The 19,329-nt window shown below is 48.1% G+C and carries 15 protein-coding genes; 7 read left to right on the forward strand and 8 right to left on the reverse strand.

Going from position 1 to position 19,329, the window contains the following annotated elements:
* Positions 1 to 43: 43 nt before the first annotated feature.
* Positions 44 to 301, reverse strand: a complete 258-nt coding sequence (locus ADIS_RS10785; protein WP_035805607.1) for a GIY-YIG nuclease family protein — start codon at positions 299 to 301, stop codon at positions 44 to 46.
* A 630-nt stretch (positions 302 to 931) separates the two neighbouring features.
* Here ADIS_RS10785 and ADIS_RS10795 point away from each other — a divergent pair.
* The 4 genes from ADIS_RS10795 (at position 932) to ADIS_RS10810 (ending at position 4,323) form a co-directional block, all read left to right on the forward strand.
* The gene (locus ADIS_RS10795) at positions 932 to 1,879 is read left to right on the forward strand and encodes an acetyl-CoA carboxylase carboxyltransferase subunit alpha (protein WP_010854527.1); all 948 of its coding nucleotides are present in this window, start codon (positions 932 to 934) and stop codon (positions 1,877 to 1,879) included.
* An 89-nt stretch (positions 1,880 to 1,968) separates the two neighbouring features.
* The gene (locus tag ADIS_RS10800; protein WP_010854528.1) at positions 1,969 to 2,766 is read left to right on the forward strand and encodes a patatin-like phospholipase family protein; all 798 of its coding nucleotides are present in this window, start codon (positions 1,969 to 1,971) and stop codon (positions 2,764 to 2,766) included.
* A complete protein-coding gene (locus tag ADIS_RS10805; protein ID WP_010854529.1) occupies positions 2,763 to 3,323 on the forward strand; it encodes a 1-acyl-sn-glycerol-3-phosphate acyltransferase in 561 nt (186 codons plus the stop codon). Before ADIS_RS10800 ends, ADIS_RS10805 begins: the two co-directional genes overlap by 4 nt.
* A 52-nt stretch (positions 3,324 to 3,375) precedes the next feature.
* A complete protein-coding gene (locus ADIS_RS10810) occupies positions 3,376 to 4,323 on the forward strand; it encodes a YihY/virulence factor BrkB family protein (RefSeq protein ID WP_010854530.1) in 948 nt (315 codons plus the stop codon).
* A 20-nt stretch (positions 4,324 to 4,343) separates the two neighbouring features.
* Here the strand turns inward: ADIS_RS10810 and ADIS_RS10815 are convergent, their stop codons facing one another.
* The 4 genes from ADIS_RS10815 to tyrS form a co-directional block, all read right to left on the reverse strand.
* Positions 4,344 to 5,111, reverse strand: a complete 768-nt coding sequence (locus ADIS_RS10815) for an SDR family NAD(P)-dependent oxidoreductase (protein ID WP_010854531.1) — start codon at positions 5,109 to 5,111, stop codon at positions 4,344 to 4,346.
* A 174-nt stretch (positions 5,112 to 5,285) separates the two neighbouring features.
* Complete coding sequence (locus ADIS_RS10820) at positions 5,286 to 5,465, reverse strand: hypothetical protein (RefSeq protein ID WP_010854532.1); 180 nt, start codon at positions 5,463 to 5,465, stop codon at positions 5,286 to 5,288.
* A 102-nt stretch (positions 5,466 to 5,567) separates the two neighbouring features.
* Complete coding sequence (locus ADIS_RS10825; protein ID WP_010854533.1) at positions 5,568 to 6,272, reverse strand: TetR/AcrR family transcriptional regulator; 705 nt, start codon at positions 6,270 to 6,272, stop codon at positions 5,568 to 5,570.
* A gap of 17 nt (positions 6,273 to 6,289) precedes the next feature.
* On the reverse strand, positions 6,290 to 7,582 hold the full coding sequence (tyrS, locus tag ADIS_RS10830) for a tyrosine--tRNA ligase (RefSeq protein ID WP_010854534.1): 1,293 nt from the start codon (positions 7,580 to 7,582) through the stop codon (positions 6,290 to 6,292).
* A 148-nt stretch (positions 7,583 to 7,730) separates the two neighbouring features.
* Here tyrS and ADIS_RS10835 point away from each other — a divergent pair, with 148 nt between their 5' ends.
* A complete protein-coding gene (locus ADIS_RS10835; protein WP_202900575.1) occupies positions 7,731 to 8,993 on the forward strand; it encodes a glucuronyl esterase domain-containing protein in 1,263 nt (420 codons plus the stop codon).
* 6 nt (positions 8,994 to 8,999) lie between these two features.
* Here ADIS_RS10835 and ADIS_RS10840 read toward each other — a convergent pair whose 3' ends face one another.
* On the reverse strand, positions 9,000 to 10,388 hold the full coding sequence (locus ADIS_RS10840; protein WP_010854536.1) for a protein-signal peptide: 1,389 nt from the start codon (positions 10,386 to 10,388) through the stop codon (positions 9,000 to 9,002).
* A 146-nt stretch (positions 10,389 to 10,534) separates the two neighbouring features.
* Here ADIS_RS10840 and ADIS_RS10845 point away from each other — a divergent pair, with 146 nt between their 5' ends.
* Both ADIS_RS10845 and ADIS_RS10850 read left to right on the forward strand, forming a co-directional pair.
* The gene (locus tag ADIS_RS10845; protein ID WP_010854537.1) at positions 10,535 to 11,512 is read left to right on the forward strand and encodes an endonuclease/exonuclease/phosphatase family protein; all 978 of its coding nucleotides are present in this window, start codon (positions 10,535 to 10,537) and stop codon (positions 11,510 to 11,512) included.
* 97 nt (positions 11,513 to 11,609) lie between these two features.
* Positions 11,610 to 13,622 carry an alpha amylase C-terminal domain-containing protein gene (locus tag ADIS_RS10850; RefSeq protein WP_010854538.1) on the forward strand — a complete coding sequence of 671 codons (2,013 nt, stop codon included), beginning with the start codon at positions 11,610 to 11,612 and terminating at the stop codon, positions 13,620 to 13,622.
* Between the two features lie 53 nt (positions 13,623 to 13,675).
* Here the strand turns inward: ADIS_RS10850 and ADIS_RS10855 are convergent, their stop codons facing one another.
* Positions 13,676 to 17,491: a PVC-type heme-binding CxxCH protein gene (locus ADIS_RS10855; protein ID WP_010854539.1), complete on the reverse strand. Its 3,816-nt coding sequence runs from the start codon at positions 17,489 to 17,491 to the stop codon at positions 13,676 to 13,678.
* Positions 17,492 to 17,583: 92 nt separating this feature from the next.
* Positions 17,584 to 19,182, reverse strand: a complete 1,599-nt coding sequence (locus ADIS_RS10860) for a sulfatase family protein (RefSeq protein ID WP_081634910.1) — start codon at positions 19,180 to 19,182, stop codon at positions 17,584 to 17,586.
* Positions 19,183 to 19,329: the final 147 nt, after the last annotated feature.

Here is a 19,329-nt window from a genome sequence, read left to right on the forward strand (position 1 = left end):
GGACTCGAACCCGCGACCTTCCCGACGGGTCGGGACAGTCATTCTAACCAGCTGTTTTTGAGGAGATAAGTTGTTGAATGAATTCCCTACTTTTCTGTTTTTTCAGGTATTCTTCTCTCTTTTTTGCTTCGAAGCGGGAGCCAAATTCTTCGGTGTGTACGATTTTCCAAGGCTGTTTTCTTGCTGTATAGCCTTTGTGCTGCCTGTTGTGTTTTTCAAGCCTACCGAGTGGATCTTTGGATTCTCCGATGTAAAAAGTACCGTCTTTTTCAGACTGCAGTATGTAGACAAAATGTGCCATAAAAATACCGATAAACAAAAAGAGCCCTGGAAAACCAAGGCCCTAAGAGCGGAATGGACGGGACTCGAACCCGCGACCTCCCGCGGGTCGGGCAGTCATTCTAACCAGCTGAACTACCACTCCAATTATCTTTAACTGACTCGAACATGCGACCTTCCCGACGGGTCGGGATAGTCCCGATTCATCGGGATGAACTACCACTCCAATTATCTTTCACTGACTCGAACATGCGACATTCCCGACGGGTCGGGACAGGCATTCTAACCAGCTGAACTACCACTCCAATTATCTATCACTGATCCGAACATGCGACCTTCCCGACGGGTCGGGATAGTCCCGATTCATCGGGATGAACTACCACTTCAAAACGTTCCGTTTTCGATTCGTTTATCGTTTAACGTGATGCAAATGTAGGGGGATTATTTTGAACTGCAAAATCTGCCAATAAAAAAATAGCGACTATCATTTATTCATCTCAAATTCAGGAGATTTTATTTTTGTGGAACCGGTAGATCTGATAAAGCCGGGAAATTATGGACTTAAATATCACTCCATTGCTGAAGCGGAGGACAATCTAAATCCCAGAATCAAAAATAATTTTTATCTTTGTTGGGTTCAAAAACTAACTATATGGTATTGGAATTTGAAAAGCCGATTGCTGATCTGGAGAACAAACTTCGGGAGATGAAAGAACTGGCAAAAGGAAAGAACATCGACCTATCCGCGGACATCCATTCGTTGGAAGAAAAAATTCAATCGTTGAAGAAGGAGACTTTTCAAACCCTGACTCGCTGGCAGCGGGTGCAGCTTTCCCGCCATGCGGATAGGCCCTATGCGCTGGATTATATCTATGAGATTACCAACGATTTCATCGAACTTCACGGAGACCGTAATGTCGCCGATGACAAGGCAATGATCGGTGGTTTGGGCGATATCGATGGACGTACAGTCATGTTTGTCGGTCAGCAGAAAGGAAGAAATACCAAGCAGCGCCAGGAAAGGAATTTTGGTATGGCCAACCCCGAGGGATACCGAAAGGCACTGCGTTTAATGAAGATGGCCGAGAAATTTAATAAACCCATCGTTACACTGATCGATACCCCCGGCGCATTTCCGGGCCTCGAGGCGGAAGAAAGAGGGCAAGGGGAGGCTATCGCCCGAAACCTACGCGAAATGTTTAAGCTTAAGGTACCCGTCATCTGTGTGATAATCGGAGAAGGGGCATCCGGTGGTGCATTGGGAATTGCCATAGGAGACAGGGTCTTCATGCTAGAAAACACCTGGTATTCGGTTATATCCCCTGAATCTTGTTCATCCATTCTCTGGCGTAGCTGGGATTATAAGGAACAGGCTGCTGAAGCACTAAAACTCACTGCAGCAGATATGTTCAACAACAAGCTGATAGATGGCATTATTGAGGAACCTCTAGGAGGTGCCCACAAAGATATGAAGCTGATGGCTTCCAGGATTAAGGAATCGATCAAGGTGGCATTGGCCGAACTTGACAAACTTAAGCCGGAAAAGCGCATTGAAAAACGTATCGAGAAGTTCTGCGCAATGGGCGTGGTAAATGAATAAATCAACTAAATGGTGCTGTGCCCGGAGAACCTTCAAGTTGGATTGAAGGTTTTTCTTTTGTGGTAGGCGATCGAAAAAGGTAGAAGTCGTTGGATACGAATAAACGTCTAGGTCTGGCACTTTCCGGCGGGGGGGTAAGAGGTATTGCTCATCTGGGGGTGCTGAAGGCAATGAACGAACGGGGAATTTTTCCTGATAGCCTCTCTGGAAGCAGTGCAGGAGCCATTGTGGCCATTATGTACGCAAAAGGATATGCACCCGACGAGATCCTTTCGATTATCATAAAGACAAACTATTTCAGGTTTTTGAGACCTGCCATCAGTTGGCGCGGGCTGTTGAAAATGGATTTGGTTCAGACGTTGTATGAGGAATACCTTGGCGAGGATGATTTCAGTGCGCTCAACCTACCAGTGACCATTGCGGCTACTGATGTGCACTTGGCCAAAACGGTGTTTTTTTCAGAGGGCGAGATTATCCGTCCGCTGATGGCATCCTCCTGTATTCCGGGTATGTTTGACCCCATTTTGATCAATGGTCACCACTACCTAGATGGTGGCGTACTGAACAATTTACCGGTGGAACCGCTTTTCGAAAACTGTGATAGTCTGATGGGAGTGAATTGTAACCATCTTCCAGACCAGCAAAACATACGCCACTTGAAGAGTTTGATAGAACGCACGGTTATCATGTCCATGAATTACAACGTTTATAGTAGGGTGCACCGGTGCGATTACTTTGTGGAACCCAAAGGATTGGCAACGTATGGCGTCCTGGAGATAAAAAAAGCAAACGAGATTTTCGAGCGCGGTTATGAATATATGATTCATTACTTGGATTCGCATCCGGAATTAAGCACATTTCAGAAACAGACGAACTATACAGGATGATGAAGTTGTTGGCCAGGTTGGTTTTTTGGATAACTGGATGGAAGATATCCGGAGGTATGCCGAAGGGTGTACGCAAGGCTGTTTTGATTGCCATCCCGCATACAAGCAACTGGGATCTTCTCTACGCACGGGCAGCCTTTTACCTAATGGAGGTTCCTGTTCGATTTACCATAAAGAAAGAAATTATGGTAGGGCCGCTGGGGTGGTTGATCAAATCTCTCGGTGGCATCGCGATAGATAGGAAAAAGGTTTCTGGAAAACGCAAGCAAACCTACACCGAAGCCATGATCCAGATGCTTAAAGAACAGGAAGAGTTGGTCATAATGGTAACCCCGGAAGGCACTAGAAGCTATGCGCCGAAATGGAAATCCGGCTTTTATCATATTGCGTTAGGGGCGGAAGTGCCTATTTTGGTAGGGTTTTTGGACTACAAGACAAAAACAGCTGGAATCGGGCCCATGATTGTGCCAGATGGGCGAATGGACGAACAGATTGAAGAGATGATGGTTTTTGGCCGAACCATCACAGGCAAGTACCCGGAAAAGGGAATTCGTTGATCGGCGTCGTCCCGTGGTTGTTTTTAGGAAAACCAAAGAAAAAAGACATACCATGATCAAACGAAAACTAAGGCAGTTGAGAAAGCTTACGTTTTTTCAAATCCTAAAAGACAGCATCAAGGACTTTGGTAGCAATGATTCCATGACCTTTGCTGCCTCTACGGCGTTCTACACCATTTTTAGTCTCCCCGCGCTCCTTATAATCGTCTTACACATTGCTTCTACCTTTTACAGTAAGACGGAAGTTAGGGAAGAGCTACTGGTGCAAATGGGTAATTTGATTGGGGAAGAGAGCGTACAGACATTGGATCAGATCATGCAGAATGTGACCATTGATAACCAGATTTTTTGGAGCCAATTATTGGGAATAGCGATCTTGGTGTTCAGTGCTACGACGGTTTTTGTAAGTTTACAAAACAGCATTAATCACATATGGCATATAAAACCAAAGCCGGAGAGGGGATTGGTTAAATTCATCGTAAACAGGATGCTGAGTTTCTCGATGGTCGCCTCCATCGGCTTCTTACTTTTGGTTTCATTAGTGCTGGACGCGATCATTGTCGTGGTTTTTAACTATTTCTCCGATTTAGTGGAAGGTAACATCCTGTTTTTCGCCCGAATCGCAAACTTTGTACTCGCCCAAGCCCTTATGGTGCTGATTTTTGGACTGATGTATAAGATTCTGCCGGATGCCAAAGTTCGATGGCGGGATGTATGGTTGGGAGCGATGGTTACCATGGCACTCTTTGCGTTGGGAAAATACCTTATAGGTGTCTATTTGGGCAATGCTGAAGTTGGCAGCTACTATGGTACAGCCGGATCTCTTGTCGTGATCTTGGTTTGGGTGTATTACTCTGTGGTTATCTTTTTGTTTGGTGCTCAGATTACCTATTACATTGCTGAAAACGTTGGGGGTAGTGTAATACCGCTGGCACAGGCGGTGAAGGTGGAGCTGGTGGAGCTTGACGACAGTGGTAAGATCGTAAAAGGAGAGAACTAACGGCTTACTGATCTTCTATGCTAGATAGAATACCCTCCATCGGAAGTAAACACAGCACCGGTGGTGTAGGAGGAGGCGTTTGAGGCAAGGAAAAGGGCCATCGCCGCAATATCCTCTTCATTTCCCAAACGCTTCAATGGCAGGTTGTTCATAATATGCTGGTGGATTTTTTCATCCGACCACATGTTTTTGCTGAATTGGGTTTGGATCACCCCTGGGCAAATGGCGTTAACACGGATATTGAAATCGCCCCATTCTTTTGCAAATACCTTCGTCATGGACAGCAGTGCAGCTTTGCTGATGCTGTACAGTCCAAGACCCCGTTCAGGTGAAATAGCGCCCACAGAGCTGATATTTATAATAGATGAATTGGTGGATTTCTTTAGGTGGTGAAAGCAAAGCTGGGATAGCTCGTAGGGGGCTTTGAGATTTACGTCTATGATTTTATCCAACACTCCGCTTTCATATTCGTGAATGGGTGCGAAAACCGGACTTACGGCCGCATTATTGACCAAAATATCTATTTTACTGTATTTTTTTAGGGTCTTTTCGATCAAAAGCTTCCGCTGTTCTTGGTATCCGATATGGTGGGCGATGCCCGTTACCTCATAGCCACGGCTACGCAGGGAGGCCACCGCAACATCAAGGTTTTCTTGGTACCTCCCGTTGATAACAACCTTCGCACCTGCTGCCGCAAAAAAATGAGCAATTGCAAATCCGATTCCTTTACTGCCACCTGTGATGATGGCTACCCTATCCTGAAGTGAAAACAGCGAATTAAGATCCATAGTTGACGTGTTAGGAAAGCCCATGCATAAAAATAACAGCTCCCAATCTTGTCTTTAAATATACCGTTAAATATTCTTTTTCCAACAGGAAAGCGTCCCAAAAGATACCCACCGAGGATTTTTTTTCCCAGAATGAAAAAAGAGCACGTGGAAGGCCGTGCCAACCGGGATCGCCTATTTCTTGTCGCCTGTTTCAGGATCAAACTTTGACACTTCCTTTTTGATCACCTCCTTGGCGGCAATTTCCTGCTGTGGTTTTACTTCACTTGACTTGCGCTTAAATAGTTTCTTGAAAATCAATACCAAAGCGACAACAATGGCCAAAATGATTAATGCTCCGATGTATAATGACATAACTTGCTTGATTAAATGAATAAAGAATTTATTCAATAATTGAGCAAGAATGGTGCCCCTTTGGCCAAAATGAACAATCGGATCAATCGTTTGGGAGTTGCATCAGAAGAGCGAACCCTGCACGGCGGCGAGTTTTGGGGTATACTGGGGACCTTTAAGCAGCTCGATCAAAAACTTCATAAAGCTGTTTTTCCAAAGTTCCGTATGGATCTTCAAGTCTTTGGGGTCAAATTCTATAGAGCCTATCAGCCGTTCATAGCCCGTCAGCATTGACCAAATAAGGTAAAAGGTGGTTTCTGGGTGCAATTCCGGTCGAATGCTGTTGTCGCGAATGCCCTTTGAGATAATCTTGATTCCGATCGTCGGAATATCGTGTTGGATGGCGAGTAACTTGTGAAAGTACTCGCTCTCGGCAATGGAGGGATGGATTTGCTTCCTTTTTTCGTCGTCATTAAACAGGTTGACCAACCCCATGAGGTGCAGCAGGCATTCGTAGAAAAACCTCTTTTCGGTCGAAAACTCCAGGAAATTATCGACCAGGGAAACGATATTTTCAAACCCGGTCTGGTCTTTCCCCTTTGTTAAGGTCTTCTGAAACATTTCCTTAAATTCATCAAAGGCCTTTTTGACCACCGCCATGTAGAGATCCTCCTTACTTTTAAAATAGAAGTAGGTAAGGCCTTTGCTCATTTTCGCCTGGGCCGCCACCTCATCGATACGGGTATAATGCATGCCTTTTTCAGAAAACAACTTGATGGCTGCTTCCAAAATTTTCTTTTCCCGCTGTTGTCTTTCGTATACGCCCATGACTCGCTCGCTCGTTGTTAGGATGGATTTACCTTAACGATGAAGTAGTTTTTCTTCCCTTTCTGAATCAGCAGGTACTTCCCCTGTAGCAGTGAAAAGGATATCCCCATGGCGGGATCGGAGAGTTTTTCCTTATTGATGCTAAGTCCTCCCCCCTGGATCATTTTTCTGGCTTCTCCCTTTGAAGGAAAGACAAATTTTTCGAAAGCAAGGAGGTCGGTAACCTGATCCAGTTCATGGAAAGCTGTCTGGGCTATTTCAAGCATGGGTACTCCTTCAAATACCTGCAGAAAAGTCCGTTCGTCCAAGTTGGAAAGATCCTCTAAGGAGGATTTGCCGAAAAGGATCTCGGAGGCTTTCATGGCGGTTTCCAACTCCTGGTCCCCATGTACCAAGCGGGTGACCTGTTGGGCAAGTTCTTTTTGAAGGGCTCTTAAGTGGGGGGCCTGTTGGTGGGTTTCCTCCAGCTCTGTGATGGTCTCTCGATTTAACGTGGTGAAGATCCGAAGGTATCTGGCGGCATCTTCGTCCGAAACATTGAGCCAAAATTGGTAAAAAGCATACGGCGACGTTTTTTCCGGATCCAGCCATACATTGCCCCCTTCGGTTTTACCAAATTTGCTACCGTCTGATTTGGTGATAAGGGGTACCGTGAGCGCGTAGGCCTCCCCGCCTTCCATCTTGCGGATAAGCTCGGTTCCCGTCACGATATTGCCCCACTGATCCGAACCACCCAACTGAACGCTACAGTTTCGGTTTTTCCAAAGGTGGTAAAAATCATACCCCTGGATAAGCTGATAGGAAAACTCCGTAAAGGAAAGCCCGCTGCCTTCTTCCAGCCTACGTTTGACGCTGTCTTTGGCCATCATATAATTAACCGTGATGTACTTGCCCACATCGCGTATAAAATCCAAAAAGGAAAAACCGGACATCCAGTCGTAGTTGTTGACCAGCTCGGCTTTGTTTGCTCCACCTTCGTCAAATTTCAGGAACTTTGCCAGCTGGCCTTGGATGCAGGCTACGTTATGATCCAGGGTTTCCTTGTTTAGGAGGTTTCGCTCGGCTGACTTGAAAGAGGGGTCACCGATCATACCCGTGGCACCTCCGATCAGGGCGAAGGGCTTGTGGCCTGCACGCTGAAAATGCACCAAGGTCATTACACCCACCATGTGGCCGATGTGCAGGGAATCGGCTGTCGGATCAAAACCCAGATAGGCTGAAGCCATACCTTTTTTCAGGTGTTCTTCCAATCCGGGAGTCATATCCTGTAACATGCCCCTCCATTTCAATTCATCAATAAAGTCTGCCATGGTATACTTCTAGCCTTTTTTGCCTGCAAATATAGGGGTTGTCCGTTAGTTGTGGAAGGTTTCCTGCATTTTCGGGGCGTTCTGGTCAAATCAGCCTTTTTCCGTTGTATCTTGGCGATTGTTTTACGCGCTGTATTGTAAACTACCTATGAAGACGCTTTTATATATGGTTGCATTCTTTGCTCCGCTTGCTGCGGGTTTTTCCCAGAATTTTATTCCAAATTACGAGGAAGACAAGGTTTTATCCTATACGCTGCCAGATCCACTTCTGTTTGAGGATGGCAGTAAGGTGGGATCCGTTGATGATTGGAAAAGGCGAAAGGCGGAATTATTTCGGATTTTCGAGAAGGAAATGTTTGGGATAGCCCCCGTTTGGGATGGTCGTATGCAAGCAGTTGCCCTATCCACGGATGAAAATGCGCTTGGAGGCAAGGCTGTTCAACGGGAAGTAAAGCTGACCCTTTCCCGAAATGGGAATCAGGTGGATCTCGTAGTATTGATCATTCTGCCTAAAGATACACCTAAGGCACCTGTTTTTGTAGGGCTCAATTTTTATGGCAACCACACCCTATCATTGGATCCCGCCGTGCTGGTCACCGAAAACTGGATACGGAACAACGCCGATATGGGTTACGAAGACAACCGAGCGTCTGATTCAAACAGAGGCAGGCGTATGCGCAACTGGCCTGTAGAGGAAATGGTTGCACGGGGATATGGTCTAGCAACCCTGTACTATGGCGACATAGATCCTGACTACGACGATGGGTTTCAAAATGGGGTACATGCCCTGTATCCCGAACATGTGCGCAATGAATTTTCATGGGGCAGCATTTCCGCTTGGGCTTGGGGCTTGTCTCGCGTGGTTGATTTCCTGGAGGGACTGGAAGCAGTGGATGCAGATCGACTGGCGGTAGTTGGTCATTCCCGGCTGGGAAAGGCTGCCTTATGGGCCGCCGCGATGGATTCTCGGTTTACCATGGCCATTTCCAATAATTCGGGCTGTGGTGGGGCGGCAATATCCAGAAGGAGGTTTGGCGAAACCATAGCCCGTATCAATAGCTCTTTTCCCCATTGGTTTAATAAGCGCTTCCATAGATACAATGACAAGGAACACGAACTGCCTGTGGATCAGCACCAACTCATCAGTATCCTCGCACCGAATCCAGTATACATAGCTAGCGGAGCGGAGGATCTTTGGGCAGATCCAAAGGGAGAGTTTTTGGCTGCAGTGGCTGCTACGCCAGTCTATAACCTACTTGGAAAGGAGGGCATGCCTACAGCTGTTTTTCCTCCGGTAGATCATCCTGTAATGGGAACACTTGGTTACCATGTAAGGACAGGGGGGCACGGGATGCTTTACTACGATTGGATGCAGTACTTGGACTTTGCTGATCGACACTGGAAAAAGTAGTTGCCATCAATTCTCAGCTTGTTCTAGCATTTCCCGGATAGCGCGGAGAATTGTTCCCTCGGCACGTTCATCAAAGGGGCTAACCTGAACTTCATAACCTCCCTGGCTGTAACTTGCGGCTGTACCTATGTAACCCAGACCATAGTCTGCGTAGGCCGCCATGGTTACCTTCCGGTTTGGGAGCATTTGCTGTGCAGCAAGCTGGTACTCCACAAACAGTTCTGCGGGCATATGCAAAATCCGGATATCGTTTATTTTTAGGCAACTAAGCAATGTATACTTTTCGGCTTTATATCGGTTGTACCAGGCCAGCTTGGAGGCATTTTCGGTTAGCCAGGCATGGGTTTGCTGGGGCTTGTCAAGCTTTGCGGAAATAGCCTGATTAGGCTCTAGCCGCAGGGGGCGGGTGACCCAGTTTATGCTGTTGTCTTCCAAGGCGGTTTTTTCTGTTTTTTCCCAAGCCCGTTGCATCCCATCGGCCAATCTTTGGGCAAGTGCAAGGCGGTTTGACGGGGTGCCATCGTTATACTTCCCGGCTGTGACGTTTCCGGCAGCACCGGTAAAATGGATGTGCAGTGCCTCGGGTACGGAAGATTGGCGTAAGAACCTGGCAAGGCCGGGAAAATCCGGATTGGCAATGCCGGTTCGGTAGTAGCTTTGTGGATGTACAGCATAGTAGCTAAGTACTGCAATGGGTGCCTCTTCCTGCCAAAAACTCACCAAGGTCACGTAGGGGTCTATCGTTCCTTCCGGAGCGGCAATCGCCGCTGGATCTTTGGTGGCGGAATATCTTACATGTACGACTTTGCCCTCTGGTCCAAGCACCCGTCGGTTGCTGGCCACTTGGTGCACCTCGGCTTTGCCGAATCCAACATGGGTCACTTTCCTACTTGTTTTTGCGGCCTTTTCCACTGCTCCTGAAAGGCGGGTCAACAGCGCCCGTTGAAAACCGCCATCGAAATTACCAGGGGGTAGATTTGCGTCGTGGAGCAATTTCTCTGCACCAAAATCGGATCGAGGAGCATCGTGCTGGTGCACACTGTGGACGGACACACGGTCAGGACTGGTGCCTGCGGCGGAGGCCAGTTGCTCACGGAATAGGTCGTGGCTTTCGTTTGCGATGCCGATCCAGTCAACGGCGCAAAGTACTATGGGATCTCCTTGGCCCAATAGTACAATTCCCTTGGCCCGAAGCCCAAGATCCCACGCCCCAACCATCGTGTCATAGGCCAAAAGACTGCCGATGGGGGGAGTGGCATCCACATCAAAAACGCCCACCCGAAACTCGGCCTTGTTTTCTCCGCTGGTTTGGGAAAGAGAGGTCGCCGAAGCAGCTAGGAACAATAAGAAAACCAAGGCGATTTGGCGAAGCCAAGGGGATTGTTGAGCCTGCATAAAATACGATTTTTGGGGATAGAAATCATCAAGTAGATTGATCAGCTTTCAATATAGGGCATTCATTCGGTTTTTAGTTTGCGTGATTTTTATTTTTTAAGGGGAATTGGCTATATTTCATTGATAATCCCATTATTTTTCTGATCATGCCTAAGAATGTTTCGAAAATCACTACCACACCTCCCACGGCTGTTGCTACGGAGATTGAAGAATTGGAGGGTCTATTGGATGAGGTGCTACCTTTTAAAAAGTTGGATCATAATGTACTGATCGCTACTTGGAATATACGTGCTTTTGGTGGGTTGACTGAAAAATGGCAGGCAGGTGACAGTGATTCTCCCAAGCGGGACCTGCATTCACTGCTTTGCATTGCCAGGATCATTTCCAGGTTTGACATCATTGCGGTTCAGGAAATCAAAGGCAACCTAAAGGCTTTTCGGCACATGCTCAAGGTTTTGGGGCCGCATTGGAGTTTTATCTTGACCGATGTGAGCGGAGGGTCGGAAGGGAATGACGAGCGACTGGGTTTTTTGTTCGACTCCCGAAAAGTGAAGCTTTCCGGGCTCGCCTGTGAGCTGGTGGTTCCCAACGAGAAAATCGAGACTATATCCGAGGGAGCATTTGCCAGGCAATTTGCGAGGACACCCTATGCGGTAGGGTTTAAAGTAGAAGATAAAACGTTCGTGCTGGTTACCTTACATGTACTCTACGGCAAGAGGCCATCGGACAGGGTGGGAGAGTTGGAGGGCATCGCCAAGTGGCTGCAGCAATGGGCTTCGAGCATGAATTCCTTTGACCAAAGTTTGATTGTCTTGGGAGACTTCAATATTGACCGACGGGGGGATCCACGCTACCAGGCATTTGTTTCGACAGGTCTGCGCGTACCAGAGGACTTAACGGAAGTAAGAAGGACAGTCTTTGACCACAGGGCGACCTACTATACGCAGATTGCTTGGTTTCAAAACCAGCGCAATATTCCGCAGCTTTCCATTAAATATTTGCGAGGAGGAGTATTCAATTTTGGTCCACATGTATTGAAAGGTCAGGATCTGACGCCATTTCAGCTGTCCTGGCGGATTTCAGACCACCTTCCCCTATGGGCAGAGTTTTCCACGAAGTGCTAGTTTTTGTGAAAGTTTATCTATTTTAGAAGTCGAAGGAGGTTCGCTTGGTTGAATAGGCACCTCCTCCCGCTAATTTGAACACCTAAAACCTACTTTTGTGAAAGACGATAACTACTTAGCCATCATCAAGGAAGACCCCTGGTTGGTTTCCTATAGGGAGGAAATTCTGCAACGCTACGTGAGATTCCAACGTGCCTTGCTGGAAATTGAACTCGCGGAGGGAAGCTTGAGTGATTTTTCGAGGGGCCATTTGTTTTTTGGGATTAATTTTGACGAGACACAGGATGGTTGGTATTATCGAGAATGGGCCCCTAAAGCGCATGCCCTTTTCTTAATAGGTGATTTCAATGGATGGAACAGGGAAAGCCATCCGCTTACCCGAAAGGAATGGGGCACTTGGGAGATATTTCTTCCTCGGGAGGAATACCAGGCTTCGTTCACCCATGGGAGTCTCATAAAGGTGCATGTGGTGTCTGAAAAGGGAGCACTCGATCGGATACCGGCGTATATCAGAAGGGTAGTCCAAAATCCGGTTTCCAAGGACTTCTCCGGTCAGCTGTGGTTCCCTGAATCGGCATTTGCCTGGACAGATGCCGCCTTCACCCCAAAAAGGGCCTTTGCGGGGCCCTTGATTTACGAAAGCCATGTGGGTATGGGTCAGGAGAAGGAGGATGTGGGCACCTATCGGGAGTTTGCAGATATTATTCTTCCAAAGATAAAAGCAAACGGGTATACGGTGGTGCAATTGATGGCCGTGATGGAACACCCCTATTACGGCTCGTTCGGTTATCATGTTTCCAGTTTCTACGCCCCTTCGTCCCGCTTCGGTACACCGGAGGATTTAAAATACCTCGTCAACAAAGCACATGAATTAGGACTGGCCGTGGTCATGGACATTGTTCATTCCCATGCCGTCCAGAATATCGCAGAGGGACTAAATGAGTTTGATGGATCGGATCAGCAGTATTTTCACGCAGGCCCACGTGGGTACCACGAGGTTTGGGATTCCAAATTGTTTGACTATGGTAAATATGAAGTGAAACGCTTTTTACTTTCCAATATCCGGTATTGGATGGAGGAGTTTCATTTTGATGGGTTTCGGTTTGATGGCGTGACCTCTATGCTGTATTTTCACCACGGATTGATCACCTTTGGGCATTATGACAGTTACTTTGTCAAAGACGTGGATTGGGATGCGATCGTTTACATGCAGTTGGCCAACCGATTGATCCACGAGCTGAATCCCGATGCGATATCCATTGCTGAGGAGGTGAGTGGTATGCCGGGCCTTTGCCGACAGCCGCTTGAAGGGGGCATTGGATTTGATTTCCGAATGGCTATGGGTATACCCGATTTTTTCATCAAGGTGCTTAAGGAACAGCGGGATGAGGAGTGGGATATGTTTGAGTTCTGGAAGGCCCTCAGTGACAGAAGGTATAAAGAGAAGACCATTGCGTATGCTGAATCCCATGACCAAGCATTGGTAGGAGATAAGTCCATCGCTTTTTGGCTGATGGACAAAGAGATGTATTTCCACATGCGTGTGGAGGATAGTCACCTCGTAGTTGACAGGGGCATAGCCTACCATAAGCTATTCCGTATGTTTACGATCAGTTTGGGAGGGGAGGGGTACTTAAATTTTATGGGAAATGAATTCGGACACCCCGAATGGATTGACTTTCCGCGTGAAGGTAATGGCTGGAGTTACCAGTATGCCCGTAGACAGTGGAGCCTGGCCGAAGATACAAGCCTGAAGTACCAGTTTTTGCTCAAATGGGATCAGGAAATGGTAAAACTGATAAAACGTCACAGGGTGCTAATGGCACCGTTTGCCGAGCAGATTCACCTGGATCCCGAGAACAAGGTTATAATCTACCAACGGGCAGGGCTTTTGTTTCTCTTTAATTTCAATACCAGCCGGTCGATCTTTGATTATCAGTTTAGGGCACCAGTGATGGGTAAATACAAGTTGGTTTTGAATTCGGACAACAAGAAATTTGGCGGCTTCCACCGGATCGATGAAAGACCACATTACTATACCGACCAAAATCAACGCTTGAGCGTTTACCTTACCAATCGGACAGTGCTGGTTCTTTCGAAGGTTGATTGAGGGGCAATAAGATCCATCGATTTAGACATATATAGAGCGTAGCAAATGAAGGGTTAGTCAATTACACGTTGGGTTTGCAGGTAAGCTACCAGGTTGACCACCTCGGCTTCGGAAAGATGCTCAAATAGCCCGGAAGGCATCATGGATACATCTGTGGTTTCCCTCGACTGTATGGCTGACTTATTTAGGATTACCGGATCCTGGCCCACCACGCGTAGGGTTAGGTGTCGATGGGTTTCCGCAATTATATTTCCGGTGTAGGTTCTGCCATCCCTGGTGGTTATGACTACCATCTTGTAGGCGTCCTGAATCTCTGCGGAGGGCTCCAACACATTCAGTAAAATATAGTTTACGTCGGTGCGATTTGATCCGGTCAGATCGGGCCCCAACTCTCCCCCCTCTCCAAACATTTTATGGCATGCCCCACAGCTTTGCTGGAAGAGCCTTTTGCCCTTTTTTAAATCGGCGTTTTGGAGCGACTCCGCACTTAGGTAGCCTCTGTACTTGGCGTACGCCGCTTCATCGTAGGCGACCTCTTCGATGGGACCCCATATTTCAATAAAACCACTGCCAACGACGCGGAGCATTTGCCGGGCCACGCTGGCTGGAATCTCTCTTTTGGGAATTCTTCCCGTTTTTATTTCCTCCATCAGGAGGTTTCCATACCGGGGTCTGGAGGATAAGGTTTGTAGGGCAAGTGCTTTTTCCGAGTCGTTCATTTGACCGTATGCACGGATAAGGTGTCTCCCAAATATCTCCTGGTCAAAAGCCGCCATCGAGCGAATTACTTCTTCCCGAAGAACGTCATCTGTGTACAGTTGGGTCAATTTGGTCGAAAGGACTGGATTTTGCTGTGCGGTAAGGGCTTTGAGTGCCTGAATGCGGTTGACTGCCGCAGCATTAGCGCTTGTCAGGGTTGTCAGTGCGCGCTGGGTAGCTTCAGCATCGCCAAACAGTTCGGATATATAATTGGCAAGTTCGCGGCTAGAAGGGTTACGTTGGAGTTTCCTGGATAACTCAGGCCACTTTTCAGGCATTTTCAAGTCACTTCTGCCTTCTATTCCAGCCAGCATGCCTTGTAGAATCCAATCCCTGTGCTTGGGGTCTTTTTCGAGCATTGCCACCAGCTTGTCCGTCATATCGGCATCTACCGCCCTTCTGGCCATAAACCGGGCAACAGATGAAAGCTCGGCTTGGGCAGCCATCGCCAAAAAGCGCTCGGCATCCTCCTCGATAAGGTGGGAAATGCCAAACCAGATCATCTTGGGTAAATTATGATCCGCTTCATCTTTTTGGTGGCGGATCAACTCCGTGGCAATTTCCCATTGGGACGCGACGGGAACGCGCTGTAGACTCTGTGCGAGGTAGAGACGTACCACCGGCGACGGATCGGATTTGGCAAGACGTGTAAACATTTCCAGGGCTGCTTTTGGAGGTGTTTTATCCTCACATAGCAGTTGAATCGCCCAGGACCGAATATGCTCATCCTTGTCACGTAATAGGTTGACCAATTCCTCAGCCCTAAATCCACCGGTCAAATGAAGGGACCACATTGCTTTCAGACGGTGGTCGGGGTCGTCGGACTTTGCAAGCATTTGCTTCAATAGATTAACGGTCGCGGTCTCAAGCTTACCCTGATACGCCCGTTTTTGTAGTATCCCCCTGGCCCTTCGGCTATGCCAGTCACTTTTGCTTCGCTGCAAATCCACCAGTTCTTTATCGGTAAGGGTATTTAGGTCGACATAGCGGTTCGTCCAATTCTCCGCCTGGTTCTGTTCGGGCATTACCCTAAATATCCTGCCTGTTTCACCTAGGAGTACTTCCTGTCCACAAATATCCGCATCGTGCCAATCCAACACGTACAATCCACCGTCTGGGCCTATCTCCATGCTGAATCCCACCCATTGGGCGTTATTGGCCATCAGAAAGTCATCCCCGTCTTTTCCGATAAACCCGGAGCCGCTTGGAACCAGAATATCGGATAAGACCGCGTGTTCATGGATATTGGCCATGAAGATGCGTCCCTGTTCTTCCGCGGGAAAAGCGTCTGATTGATAAATCCTTGCCCCTCCATGCGCGGATCGGTGCCGGTGATCGGCTATGGTCTTGATGTCTTCGTATACGTACGGATTGAAATGCTGTCCTCCCTGACGATGGTAGATGCCTCCTGGGATCACGTGCCATAGATGGGGAATTACACATGCGGTTATAAACAAGTTACCCTTTCGGTCGTAGTCAATGCCCCAGGGATTGCTAAAGCCATGGGCCACAACCTCAAAAATATCTTTAGTAGGGTGGTAGCGCCAGACGCCTCCGTTGATGTCTACGCCCTCTGCCTCCAATAGGTCTTCAGGAAAGGGATCTTTGTGGAAATAGAGTTTCGTATCCGCATTGGGTTTCCGGATTTTTGATGGCGTGGCAAATCCCTGTAGACCGTAAAGCCATCCGTCCGGCCCCCAATGCAGGCTGTTGAGGGTCTCGTGCCGGTCACGGATGCCCCAGCCCGTAAGCAGGATCTCGATGTCATCCAGATCGGCTTGGTCATCGCCATTTTTGTCAGGTACAAAGAGTAGGTTGGGAGGGGCTCCTAAGTAGAGGCCATCAAACCCTACGGCGATCGCGGCGGGAAATGCGATTCCCTCCATAAAAACCTTTTGGGAGTCCGCCTGACCGTCACCATTAGTGTCTTCCAGTATTAGGATACGGCTGTCACCAGCATTCGAAAAACCATGGCCCCTGGATTCATAATCTCTGTTTTCGGCGACCCAAAGCCTGCCGCGGTCGTCCCAGCAAAAGGCCATGGGCTGGGTGATCATAGGCTCGGCCGCGAATACGTTGGCTCGGTAGCCTTTCTTGACGGTCATTTCGGCGACCGCTTCCTCAGGGGTAAGGAATTTCGCAGAGCGACCCTCGGCCTGGGCTATGCCCCACAGCTCGGTGGTACTGTACATGCCTGATTTACCCGAAAAGGCCGACCAAGCCTCGCCTAGTTCCATGTCACTCTTATCCCCCGTAAAAACGAGGAGTCGATGTTGCAGCTGTAGACTTTCTCCGGCGGCAATGTGCCAGTCTTCGGTGCGGGTATACGCAGGCCCCACTCCCAATTGACCATCCACCCTCCATCGTTGCGGATAGCCCTTGTTGGCGGGATGGTCAAAAAGGGCTATTTGCGCATAGTCGGTACGACCATCGAGCTGCATGCCCACTTTTACCCACATAGCAGGCTGACCCTCCGCTTTTTCGTTTTTTTGCCGTGCGGCATTGACTACCTCGCCATCTATGCCATCTCTCCAGGGCATTCGTACGAACAACCCGCCATAATCATATTTGCCAATGGTAACGGGCACGATGGCTTCCCCTTTCCACACCAAGTCAAGTAGGAATTCGCCGCCTTCTTCACGTAGGGTCCAGGTTTGTGTCTCCCGCAATATCGCTGTACCTGCCTCGTCCAGAAGGTCATATACGGTCTGCCAGGATACGGATTCGCCTTCCCGGTCGATCGGATTAAGTGCCACCCTCCTCCAATAGTCAGCTTGGGGATTGTGGAAGTAATCACGCCCATTAACCCTGGTGAAACCCCAGTAAATACCCGTTTGGTGTTTATGGTGTCCCGGACTGAACTCGGTCAGTTCGCTTATACCATCCGGGGAACTGAGGGGATGCAGGTAGGGCCGAAAATCGTCCTTTGCCACCTGTGTCAATATAGGATCCGATTCGCCCTTTCGGATCACCTGCAAGGCAACCCCGTCCGGATCAATGGAGATCGTAAGTTCCGAAACGGACAACGCCGCATCTTTTTCTGAGGAGACTCCCCGGTTGCAGGCAACAAGGGCAAGCGCACAAAAAAAGGGGACTAAAAATGACTTCATATCGGTTAATTGGGTTTGTCAATAGATCAGGATGGGGTCTTGCTTTACCTGCAATGGACGAAGAACAAGTACTGGCGAACTTGGAACAGCAGTTAGTAATTGCTTCTTGGTTCTATAACGCCATATTGCATTTTTGTGCGTTTTAGCCGATCCTTCATCGATGCGATCAGTTCTTGGTAGTCTTGGTTTCCGTACAGATTGTTCATTTCCATGGGATCTGTTTCCAAATCGTAAAATTCCCATTCGTCCAACTCATAGAAATGCATCAGTTTGTACCTTGGAGAGGTGATGCCTTCGTGCTTATGCACACTATGCACACCGGGGTACTCGTAATAGTGGTAATATAGGAAATTCCGCCAGTTCTCCGGGGCCGTTCCACTCATCAAAGGCACCAAACTCCTTCCCTGCATGATGATGGGGGCCTCCAAGCCGGCAACTTCAAGAAAAGTCTGCGCAAAATCCAGGTTGGATACCAGGTTTTTGTCGATGCGGCCGGGAGTGATTTTACCCTTCCAGCTCATCAAAAGGGGTGTTCGAAAGGACTCTTCGTACATGAAGCGTTTGTCAAACCACCCATGCTCTCCTAAGTAGAACCCTTGATCAGAGGCATATACAATCAACGTATTCTGATCTAATCCACTTGTTTCAAGGTAATCAAGTACCCTTCCCACGTTGTCGTCCACCGAACGTATGACAGCGAGGTAATCACGCATATACCGCTGGTATTTCCATCTCACCAAATCAGTGCCTTGCAGGTTGGAAGCATTGAATTCCTCGATGATAGGATCATAGACCTCGTCCCAGGCTGCGCGCTGTTGCTCATTCATACGTCCATAGGTACGACGATATGGACCAGACCCTTTGCTTTCTTCGTTCCAAAGTTTCAGGTCGGCGCTTAATTGCATAGTCTCGGCTATGGACATGTCTTGGGTGCGTGCTGCTGTCCCTCGTGTTGCATAATCGTCAAATAGGTTGGCGGGCTCAGGAAAAACAACGTCTTCGTAGAGTGTCAAGTGATCAGGGCCCTTTTCCCATTCCCGGTGGGGAGCTTTGTGTTGTAACATGAGCATAAAGGGCTTACCAGACTTCTCCTGATTCTGTAGCCAGGCCAGCGATTTATCGGTGATAATGTCCGTCACATAACCCTCTTCTTGAACGGTATCTCCGGGAATAATAAAAGTGGGATTATAATAATGCCCTTGGTCGGGAAGGATTTCCCAGTGGTCAAATCCGGTTGGGGTCGACCGGAGATGCCACTTTCCGATCAGTGCGGTGGCGTATCCTGCCTTCTGAAGCAGTTTTGGGAAAGTAGCCTGCGTTCCGTCAAAAGTGTCCGCATTGGTACGGTGCCCATTGACGTGGCTGTGCGTTCCGGTAAGGACCGTCGCCCTCGAGGGAGCGCAGATGGAGTTGGTGACGTAGCATTTATCGAACCTCATACCGGTCTTAGCGATTCGGTCTAGGTTAGGGGTGGGGGCAAGTTCGGCCAATCTATCACCATAGGCACTCAGTGCCTGATAGGCATGATCATCGGTAAATATAAATACAATGTTTGGGGGCAAATCGGCAATTTCCTCGCTAGTTGGTTGCTGACAAGCAGCTGCCAGAAAAGCCAAAAGTACCAATGCCGCATATTTTTGGCGGAAATTAAATAAAACTAAACCGTGTAGACAGGTTGGGATGCTTTTCATCGACAATCAAATGGGTGGTTTCAACCTTCCAAAATATCGAATCCGTCTGAGTATTCAAAAAAATATTAAAAAGTAATTTTTTCAGAAAGATTGATCACCAATACCTATATTTGGTTTATTATTTCTCGACTTTTGTTAAAAAAAGCT

The sequence above is a fragment of the Lunatimonas lonarensis genome, assembly GCF_000390185.1.
Lineage (GTDB): Bacteria > Bacteroidota > Bacteroidia > Cytophagales > Cyclobacteriaceae > Lunatimonas > Lunatimonas lonarensis.

Coding starts and splice junctions, on each gene's coding strand:
- ADIS_RS10785 (WP_035805607.1), bottom strand. CDS start 301: ATGGCACATTTTGTCTACATACTGCAGTCTGAAAAAGACGGTACTTTT.
- ADIS_RS10795 (WP_010854527.1), top strand. CDS start 932: ATGGTATTGGAATTTGAAAAGCCGATTGCTGATCTGGAGAACAAACTT.
- ADIS_RS10805 (WP_010854529.1), top strand. CDS start 2,763: ATGATGAAGTTGTTGGCCAGGTTGGTTTTTTGGATAACTGGATGGAAG.
- ADIS_RS10810 (WP_010854530.1), top strand. CDS start 3,376: ATGATCAAACGAAAACTAAGGCAGTTGAGAAAGCTTACGTTTTTTCAA.
- ADIS_RS10815 (WP_010854531.1), bottom strand. CDS start 5,111: ATGGATCTTAATTCGCTGTTTTCACTTCAGGATAGGGTAGCCATCATC.
- ADIS_RS10820 (WP_010854532.1), bottom strand. CDS start 5,465: ATGTCATTATACATCGGAGCATTAATCATTTTGGCCATTGTTGTCGCT.
- ADIS_RS10825 (WP_010854533.1), bottom strand. CDS start 6,272: ATGGGCGTATACGAAAGACAACAGCGGGAAAAGAAAATTTTGGAAGCA.
- tyrS (WP_010854534.1), bottom strand. CDS start 7,582: ATGGCAGACTTTATTGATGAATTGAAATGGAGGGGCATGTTACAGGAT.
- ADIS_RS10835 (WP_202900575.1), top strand. CDS start 7,731: ATGAAGACGCTTTTATATATGGTTGCATTCTTTGCTCCGCTTGCTGCG.
- ADIS_RS10840 (WP_010854536.1), bottom strand. CDS start 10,388: ATGCAGGCTCAACAATCCCCTTGGCTTCGCCAAATCGCCTTGGTTTTC.
- ADIS_RS10845 (WP_010854537.1), top strand. CDS start 10,535: ATGCCTAAGAATGTTTCGAAAATCACTACCACACCTCCCACGGCTGTT.
- ADIS_RS10855 (WP_010854539.1), bottom strand. CDS start 17,491: ATGAAGTCATTTTTAGTCCCCTTTTTTTGTGCGCTTGCCCTTGTTGCC.
- ADIS_RS10860 (WP_081634910.1), bottom strand. CDS start 19,182: ATGAAAAGCATCCCAACCTGTCTACACGGTTTAGTTTTATTTAATTTC.